The sequence below is a fragment of the Streptomyces sp. NPDC058240 genome (genome assembly GCF_042882135.1).
Lineage (GTDB): Bacteria > Actinomycetota > Actinomycetes > Streptomycetales > Streptomycetaceae > Streptomyces.
In genome coordinates, this window is sequence record NZ_JBHVWT010000005.1 from 270,038 (window position 1) to 272,432 (window position 2,395).

A 2,395-nucleotide genomic window follows, 5' to 3' on the forward strand; every position below is an offset into this window, starting at 1 on the left:
GGGGGGGGGGGGGGGGGGGGGGGGGGGGGGGGGGGGGGGGGGGGGGGGGGGGGGTTTGGGGTGGGGGGGGGGGGGGGGGGGGGGGGGGAGGGGGGGGGGGGGGGGGGGGGGGGGGGTGGGGGGGTGTCCCCCCCGGCCCTGGTCGCCCCCCCCCCCGCACCCGGAGGCTCCCCTGCCAGGACTCGAACCCGGACAAATAGCACCAAAAGCTACTGTGCTGCCAATTACACCACAGGGGAACAAGGCCGACTAACCGGACATGTCATCCGGTCGCTGGACCGGCACCCAACACTATGCCGTACCAAGTGCCTTCTACGCGACGATAAAGGTCCGCGCTCTTGGTGACGTAGATGATCAGGCAGCCGCGGTAGGTCTCGGTGGTGTTCTTGCGAGTGGTCCTGAGTCGCTCCTCGTCCTGGGCGGTGCGCAGACGTGACAGGCCGGCGTTCATGAGCGCGCGGCGCTCTTCGTCCGTACAGCGCGGTTCCGGCTTCGGTGGATCCCGCACCCACGGTGAGATCGAGCTCTTCGGGTACCCCAACTCCACCTGGAACTGGTCGTACGTCATGTCTTGGCTGCGCGGAGTCGGTTCGCCTTTGACCAGGCGGCCCAGGATGTCGTTGTTGTGGATGTGTAACCAGTCGCGGATCTGCCGGAGGCTGAGGCCCTCCCTGCGCAGAGCGACGACCTGCTCGCGCAGGTCTTCGAAGTTGGCGTATTTGCTCGTGATTTCCGTCATGCGACGAGCGTCGTCCGGAATGCGGACGTCCGGTGCGAAAGGCTGCTCGCTTCGCCATTTCAAGCGATAAGTGGTTGTTCCGTCTCTGTTCGGCGGACGCGCGTGCTGTCCAGGTCGCCCGAAAATGAGGTGCGGTCGCCCGTAGGGTGGACGGCATGACCGCAACGGGGGCAGACCGGGAGGCGGCGGGGTCGACCACCCGCGGCTACTGGTGGTGGGAGCGGCGGCGCAGTGTCGCCCTGGATGTGGGGCTCGCGCTCCTGTCGGCGCTGGAGTGTGCGCTGGAGGGGGTGGAGTTCGCCGGGGACACCGGGTTGCCGGTGCCGGTGGGTGTGCTGTTCGGGCTGCTCGCGGGGTCGGTCCTGGTGTTGCGGCGGCGCTGGCCGATCGCGGTGGTGCTGGTGGCGGTCGCGACCACACCGGCCGAGATGGGCTTCCTGATGGGCCTGATCGGCCTCTACACGCTGGCCGCCTCCGACGTGCCGCGAAGGATCACCACGGTGCTGATGGGGATGTCCTTCGCGGGGACCCTCATCGTCACGTACGTACGGCTGCGGCAGAGCGTCTCCCAGCAGGACGATTTCGGGCCGGGCGACTGGTACGTACCGCTGATCTCGCTCTTCATGTCGCTCGGGCTCACCGCGCCGCCCGTGCTGTTCGGCCTCTACATAGGGGCCCGGCGGCGGCTGATGGAGAGCCTGCGGGAGCGGGCGGACTCGCTGGAGCGGGAGTTGTCGCTGCTCGCCGACCGGGCGGAGGAGCGGGCGGAGTGGGCGCGTACGGAGGAACGCCACCGGATCGCCCGCGAGATGCACGACGTGGTGGCCCACCGGGTGAGTCTGATGGTCGTGCACGCCGCCGCGCTCCAGGCCGTCGCGCCGAAGGATCCGGCGAAGGCGGTGCGCAACGCGGCGCTGGTCGGTGACATGGGCCGGCAGGCGCTGACGGAGCTGCGGGAGATGCTCGGGGTGCTCCGGGCGGGGGAGTCGGTGACGGCCCGGCCGGCCTCGGTGCCGCTGGCCTCGGTCGGTCAGGCGGCTGCTGCCGCGGCTGCCGCCGCCACGGAGGACGGGCCGCGGCTGCATGAGGTGGAGGTCCTGGTGGGGGAGTCCAGGGCGGCGGGGATGACGGTGGAGCTGTCGGTGGACGGTGAGGCGCGCCCGTATCCGCCCGAGGTCGAGCAGACGGCGTACCGGGTGGTGCAGGAGGCTCTGACGAACGTGCACAAGCATGCGGCGGGCGCGAAGACATGGGTGCGGCTGGCGCACCGGGACGCGGAGGTCGCGATGCAGGTGGAGAACGGACCGTCGGACGCGGCGACGGCGGACGCGGGGCTGCCGAGCGGGGGCAATGGCCTGGTCGGTATGCGGGAGCGGGTGCTGGGGCTCGGCGGTGTCTTCGTCTCGGGTCCGACGGATGCGGGCGGCTTCCGGGTGTCGGCGGTGCTGCCGGCTCAGGGGGCGGCGGCCTGATCCGTGGGACCGGCGGGGCGGGGCCCGGCCGGTCCTGCGGGGGCGGTGCGCGGGTTCGGGGTCTGTTGGGCCCTGATCCGCCGGACGGGCCCTGGGCCCCGGGGGGGGGGGGGGGGAGAGGGGGGGGGGGGGGGGGGGAGAGGGGGGGAGAGAGAGAGAGAAACAAAGAAAAAAGACAAGCGCG

The 2,395-nt window shown here is 71.6% G+C and carries 2 protein-coding genes and 1 tRNA gene; 1 reads left to right on the forward strand and 2 read right to left on the reverse strand.

Annotation, left to right across the window (positions count from 1 at the left end; genetic code table 11):
• Nucleotides 1–167: 167 nt before the first annotated feature.
• Both ACFVX4_RS13285 and ACFVX4_RS13290 read right to left on the reverse strand, forming a co-directional pair.
• Nucleotides 168–239, reverse strand: a tRNA-Gln gene (locus tag ACFVX4_RS13285).
• A 23-nt stretch (nt 240–262) separates the two neighbouring features.
• A complete protein-coding gene (locus tag ACFVX4_RS13290; RefSeq protein ID WP_389975527.1) occupies nt 263–739 on the reverse strand; it encodes a hypothetical protein in 477 nt (158 codons plus the stop codon).
• 155 nt (nt 740–894) lie between these two features.
• Between ACFVX4_RS13290 and ACFVX4_RS13295 the strand changes: the two genes are divergently transcribed.
• On the forward strand, nt 895–2,211 hold the full coding sequence (locus ACFVX4_RS13295; RefSeq protein WP_389975530.1) for a sensor histidine kinase: 1,317 nt from the start codon (nt 895–897) through the stop codon (nt 2,209–2,211).
• The last annotated feature ends 184 nt before the right edge of the window (nt 2,212–2,395 follow it).